The sequence below is a fragment of the Aminobacter sp. P4_D5 genome (genome assembly GCF_056401815.1).
Genome location: NZ_JBFUIP010000254.1, coordinates 1 through 5588, shown reverse-complemented (window position 1 = coordinate 5588; position 5588 = coordinate 1). Strand labels below are relative to the sequence as shown.

General features: G+C 63.6%; 6 protein-coding genes and 1 pseudogene. 2 read left to right on the top strand and 5 right to left on the bottom strand.

All coding sequences use genetic code 11. From position 1 onward, the window contains the following. Positions 1-270: NAD(P)-binding protein (locus AC1DWF_RS29685; RefSeq protein ID WP_476842399.1), on the bottom strand; the 270-nt coding region annotated here is incomplete at its 3' end. Positions 271-460: 190 nt separating this feature from the next. Here AC1DWF_RS29685 and AC1DWF_RS29680 point away from each other — a divergent pair. After that, positions 461-853: an acyl-CoA thioesterase gene (locus tag AC1DWF_RS29680; RefSeq protein WP_476788029.1), complete on the top strand. Its 393-nt coding sequence runs from the start codon at positions 461-463 to the stop codon at positions 851-853. Between the two features lie 250 nt (positions 854-1103). On the opposite strand, the gene AC1DWF_RS29675 is transcribed toward AC1DWF_RS29680, so the two are convergent. Next, complete coding sequence (locus AC1DWF_RS29675) at positions 1104-1472, bottom strand: winged helix-turn-helix transcriptional regulator (RefSeq protein WP_476782789.1); 369 nt, start codon at positions 1470-1472, stop codon at positions 1104-1106. 102 nt (positions 1473-1574) lie between these two features. On the opposite strand from AC1DWF_RS29675, the gene AC1DWF_RS29670 reads away from it, so the two are divergent. Further along, the gene (locus AC1DWF_RS29670; RefSeq protein WP_476782788.1) at positions 1575-2180 is read left to right on the top strand and encodes an NADPH-dependent FMN reductase; all 606 of its coding nucleotides are present in this window, start codon (positions 1575-1577) and stop codon (positions 2178-2180) included. A 191-nt stretch (positions 2181-2371) separates the two neighbouring features. Here AC1DWF_RS29670 and AC1DWF_RS29665 read toward each other — a convergent pair whose 3' ends face one another. From AC1DWF_RS29665 to AC1DWF_RS29655, 3 genes and pseudogenes are all read right to left on the bottom strand, one after another. Continuing rightward, positions 2372-3682, bottom strand: a complete 1311-nt coding sequence (locus AC1DWF_RS29665) for a hemolysin family protein (RefSeq protein WP_476842398.1) — start codon at positions 3680-3682, stop codon at positions 2372-2374. An 85-nt stretch (positions 3683-3767) separates the two neighbouring features. After that, a pseudogene (locus tag AC1DWF_RS29660) lies at positions 3768-4471 on the bottom strand (LssY C-terminal domain-containing protein). A 101-nt stretch (positions 4472-4572) separates the two neighbouring features. Further along, positions 4573-5367 carry an extensin-like domain-containing protein gene (locus tag AC1DWF_RS29655; protein WP_476842400.1) on the bottom strand — a complete coding sequence of 265 codons (795 nt, stop codon included), beginning with the start codon at positions 5365-5367 and terminating at the stop codon, positions 4573-4575. Positions 5368-5588: the final 221 nt, after the last annotated feature.

The following is a 5588-nucleotide window of genomic DNA, read 5'->3' as shown; positions in this document are numbered from 1 at the left end:
GATCGAGCTCGATCCGCCCAGGATCTTGCCGCGCGGCCAGTGATCGGCATTGCCGGCAAGGCCGGGATCGGGCTCGGCGGCGTAGTTCCAGTTCACTTCAGGGTCGAAGAAGGTCTTGCCGTAGCCGAGCGGCATCTGGACGAAAAAACGTCGGTCGCTGCCGCCTGCTTCGAGCACCAGTACGGAGTGGCGGCCGCTTGCGGAAAGGCGCTCGGCAACGACAGAACCAGCAGAGCCAGAGCCGACAACAATGAAATCGTAAGTCTGCATGGGAACGCTGGCCGCCCGGATGGCATTTGATGTCGGAGCAAGACTAGCGCCGGCCCGGGCGAGCATCACCGGAGGTTACGGCATGGCCTGTGAAATATGCGACGGCTTTTGACAGGCCAAGCGGTGTTGACGCCCGCGCGGCCCGGACGATACGGGTTGAGCTACAACATGCGAATCCTGGAGTGAGGCGATGGTGCAATATGCGGACGGCCGGCCGCACGGCGAACTGACACTCAGGACGCTGGCCATGCCATCGGACGCCAACGCTGCCGGGGACATCTTCGGCGGCTGGGTGATGGCGCAGATGGACCTTGCCTGCGGCATCCGCGCCGCCGAGCGAGCGCGGGGCCGCGTGGTGACGGCGGCGGTCAAGGAGATGGCCTTCGCCAAGCCGATGAAGATCGGCGACACGCTGTGCATCTACACCCATGTCGAGCGCGTCGGCCGCACCTCGATGACGCTTAAGGTCGAAGCCTGGGCGCAGCGCTACCTCTCCGACCTGATGGAGAAGGTGACCCACGCCGATTTCGTGATGGTGGCGCTCGACGGCGAGGGCAAGCCCAAGCCGGTGCCTGCGGAATGATCGTGCGTCCTTCGAGGCTTGGCCGCCGAAACCATCGATAGCCTCGGACGTTGTGTCGGGCTCGCACCTCAGGATGAGGACCGCCGCGCGGCCTTCTTTGAGCTCTTTTCGTTAAGGCACTGAGATTTCAAAGCCTGGCGACTACGAAGCTCCGAGGGTCCTCATCCTGAGGTGCGAGCCCGACACCGCCCTGAACAATCACGCGCGGCGTTGAAGGGCGAGCCTCGAAGGACGCACTTCAAACGCTGGTCTACACCGCCGCCGCGTCGAACTTCGTCCGTGCCTCGGCGACGCGGCGCTGGTTGAGGCGCGCCCATTCGCCAAGTGCGTTGACGGGAACGAGCAGCTCGCGGCCGAGATCGGTCAGTTCATAATCGACGCGCGGCGGGATTGTGGGAAATACGGTGCGGGTGACAAAGCCGTCGCGTTCGAGCCCGCGCAGCGTGGTGGTCAGCATCTTTTGCGAGATGCCGCCGACGCCGTGGCGCAACTCGTTGAAACGCATCGGTCCGTCGCCGAGCTTGCCGACGACGAGCACGGTCCATTTGTCGCCGACACGCTGCAGGATATCGCTGACGGCGCGGCAATCCTCGGTGCGGTGCGGGTGCCTCGGTATCAAAAAAGTGCCTCCTTGTGCAGGGGTTTTTCAGTCACCTATATAGCGTCGGTATCCATTAGTTACCAGTATCGCTCCGATACTCACGCCCGAAAGGTTCCTGCCATGTCCAAACCCAAGATTGCCATCGTCGTCGGCTCGACGCGCGCCGCACGCTTTGCAGACACGCCAGTCGAGTGGATTGCCAAGATCGCAAAATCCCACGGCGATATCGAGGTCGAAATCGTTGACCTAAGAGATTTCCCGCTGCCCTTCTTCGATGAAGTGGCGTCGTCCGCCTGGGTGCCGTCCCAGAATGAGGTTGCCCAGCGCTGGCAAAAGAAGGTCGCCGAGTTCGACGGCTTCATCTTCACCGCCGCCGAATACAATCATGGCCCGACCGCCGTGCTGAAGAACGCGCTCGATTATGCCGCCAAGGAGTGGAACAAGAAGCCCGCCGGCTTCGTCGGTTATGGCGGCGTCGGTGGCGCACGTGCCGTCGAGCAGCTGCGCATGCATGCGGTGGAATTGCAGATGGCGCCGACAAAGGCCGCCGTCCACATCGTCTGGGCTGACTTCCTGGCGGTTCGCCAGGGTGAAAAGAAGCTTTCCGACTTCGAACATCTCAACCAGGCGGCCAACGGGCTGATCGAAGAGATCACCTGGTGGGCGAAGGCGCTGAAGATCGCGCGTGAAGCTGACGTGCTTGCCGAAGAAGCCAAGGCAGCCTGAGCAGCAAGTTTCCTCCCAAGGAATTTCCGGGCGGCCTTGTGCCGCCCTTTTTTCATGCCTGTGGGTCGGGTGACTTGAACCGCCGGAGCAGTTGCCATGTCGTGACGGTTGAATATCGGTGGCGGTCCAGGACAATGATCGACCGCTGGCCGAATAGCTCTCAGCGGTCCAGGCGTAGCATAGCGAATACCCTACCTTACCGGCTCGCGCTGGCTGCCGGGCAGGCGGGAAGCCAAAACCTTGTCGATGCGGCGGCCGTCGAGATCGACGACCTCGAAACGCCAGCCCTGCGCAWCGACGCATTCGCCGGTCGCGGGCAGGTGGTGCATGTGCGACAGCACATAGCCGGCGACGGTCTCGTAGTCGCGGTTCTCCGGCAGGTCGATGTTGAGCTGGTCGGCCATTTCGTCGGCCTGCATGTAGCCGGCGAGCAGCCAGGAGCCGTCCTCGCGCTGGACGGCGTTGTCGACATCGTCCTCATCGAGGTCGGAACGGAACACGCCGGTGATGGCCTCTAGAATGTCGGCTGGCGAAACGACGCCTTCGAAATGGCCGTATTCGTCATGGACCAGCGCCATCGGCACATCGGACTGCTTGAGCGTGGCGAGCACGTCGAGCGCATCGGCCTGATCGTGGACGATGGGGGCTGTGCGCACGTGCTTGCGCGGATCGAAGGCGCGGCCAGCGAGCAGCGAGGCGAGCAACTCGCGGCTTTGGATCACGCCTACCATGGCGTCGACCGAACCTTCGCCGGCCGGCAGGCGCGAATGCTGGGTTTCCATCAGAAGCTTGCGGGTGACAGCCTCGTCGGCCTGGAGATTGATCCAGTCGACCTCGGTGCGCGGGGTCATGACGGCGCGCACGGCGCGGTCACCCAGGCGCATGACGCCGGCGATCATGCGGCGCTCGTCGGATTCGATGGTGCCGTGATGCTCGGCCTCGGCGACCAGCATCTTGATCTCCTCGTCGGTGACCTTTTCCTCGCTCTCGCCGCGCTGGCCAAGCAGCCACAGCACCGAACGGCCGGAAATGTCGAGCAGCCAGACCAGCGGGGCTGCGATCTTGGCAAGCAGCGCCATTGCGGGCGCGACACGGACGGCGACACCCTCGGGGTCGCGCAGGGCGATTTGCTTGGGCACCAGTTCGCCGATGATCAGAGAACCATAGGTGATGACGGCGACGACGATGCCGACACCGAGCGCATCGGCGAGACCGGCGCGCAGGCCGTACTCTGCAAGCATGCCGCTCAGCCGCTGGCCGAGCGTTGCGCCGGAAAAGGCGCCTGACAGCACGCCGACCAGCGTGATGCCAATCTGCACCGACGACAGGAACTTGCCCGGGTTGGCGCCGAGGTCGAGTGCGCGTCCTGCACCCTTGATGTTGCGGTCGATCATCGCCTTGAGGCGCGCCGGGCGGGAAGAAACGATGGCAAGCTCGGACATTGCCAGAAGGCCGTTCACACAGATGAGGACGACCACGATACCGATTTCAGCATATAACATGATGGTCGCTGCATAGCATTCCTTCTGCCCCTTCGAAAGGACGGCAGCGAAAATACAGTTTGGCAGTGCTGTGGCGATGGCAGCGCTACTTGTGGGGTACAAGAACCGCCATCAGCACCTTGCCGTCAGTGAAGTAGGGATCGCCACCGCCGTTACGACCGGCGCTTGTGAAGCCTATGCCGGGTATCGTCTTGACTGCCTCGGTTTGTCCGGCAGCGGTGAGATCGTGGATCAGCGAATCGCGTTCGGCGTCGATGTCGGGCGCGATGTGGTGCGTGATTTGGCCGGTGTCGTGGCTGAGGCCGACGCCGCGATCGAAGCTCGCCGAACCGTACCACGTCGGCCGGCCGTCAGTACCCGGCGTAAATGTCACCCAGAGGCGGACGTGGTGACGCTGRTCAGYGCTTTTGCCAACCGGTTTTTCGAAGGCGAGGTCCTCGCGGCGACCGTCAAACAGCAGCGTTGAAAAGGGGCGTTGACGTCAGGCCGGTCAAGCAGCACGCTTTCGCCGATCTTGATGTCGGATTTCACGGATAGGCTGGTTGCGCGGTCCCAGTGGGCAGCAGCGAAGGCCTCGATGACATCTTCTTCCGTGCCCACCAGGCTGACATTGATGGGGTCGCCGGGAATGCCGTCAGGGGTGGTCGTCATCAGGGCGGCGGGCTTGAGGTCGTCGCGCAGGATGTGGAAGGACCAGAATTCGGGGGCGGCGAAATAGGCAAGCCCAAGATAGGCCGCACAAAGGGCCGCAAACCACAGGGTCGCCTGTCTACGCAGTTTCCCCGCCATCGGATGCAGCCGTCGCAAATGGATTGAACCGACTTTCTATCGCGAATTCGATGAAGGGGCAAATCCTGGGTTGGTTTAGCCCCATCGGCAGGTAATCGAGTTTAGCGGCAGGCGCGATAGCCGTTTCGGCGCTGTTTGATGTCGAAATGGAAGTGGTTGCGATGGTCGTAATTGTAGCCGGGGCCAAGCACGGTGTTGAAATAGCTGCAGCCGTCGGCGCGAATGGTGTTGAGGAAGCCGCGGGTGCGGAAGGCAAACAGGCCGGGCTTCTTGACGTCGATGTCGCGGCCGCTGTTGAGCTCGATGCGCATGATGTCGAGCGCGTTGCCCTTGCCGTGTTCTGACAAGGTCCGCGAACCGGCGATCTTGCGGCAGGAATAGCTCGAACCCTGGTGGATGGTCTTGACGCCGGAGAAGTAGCGCAGGCGCGCCGCCGGCACCAGGTCGCGCTTGGTCCAGGCGGCGAAGCTCGCCGCCATGGCGCATGTGACGGTAGCGGCGGGCTTCATCTGTACCGAGCCGATGGCCGAGACCTTGACCGGGTAGTCGATGCCGCAGGCAGCACCGTCACTGATCGGCGGCAGGTCGCGATATTGCACGTCGAGCTTCTTCAAGTCGGCGCGGCAGTCGACCTCGTCGGCTGGCATGACGGCGGGCCGCATCGGTGCTGTCTGCGGCCGCTCCKAGGGATCGTCGAGCTTGGGATAGGCGACCATTTGGGGATTGGACGGCACCAATGCCTGCAGCCCGCGCGCCGGGACAAGGGCCGCGGTCTGGACGGGCCGTGGCGCAGCAACGGTCTGTGCGGGTGGCGGCGCGGCAGCGGTGATCTCGGGCATGGATTGCGCCTGGGCGTCGAGCGTCGGCTCGATGGCCTGGGGTGCGGTGGCCATCATCGCCATGTCTGGCTGCGGCGCTGCAGCCATGGCCACAGGCACCGATTGGGGTGCTACCTCGACCACGGGCAAGGAGGCTGTCTGCGAGCCGACATCGACGGCCGGCTGGAGCGCGAAGACGTCGCCGGTGGTGCAGGAACTTGTGCCAAGGCCTGCGATCACCAGCGTTGTGGCGAGCAGCAGGGCGCGCTGGCGCGAGGTGCCACGCTGCGATGTGGTGG

What these genes read in the sequence shown, in the direction of transcription:
- AC1DWF_RS29680 (WP_476788029.1), top strand. Translation starts at nt 461, where the DNA reads ATGGTGCAATATGCGGACGGCCGGCCGCACGGCGAACTGACACTCAGG.
- AC1DWF_RS29670 (WP_476782788.1), top strand. Translation starts at nt 1,575, where the DNA reads ATGTCCAAACCCAAGATTGCCATCGTCGTCGGCTCGACGCGCGCCGCA.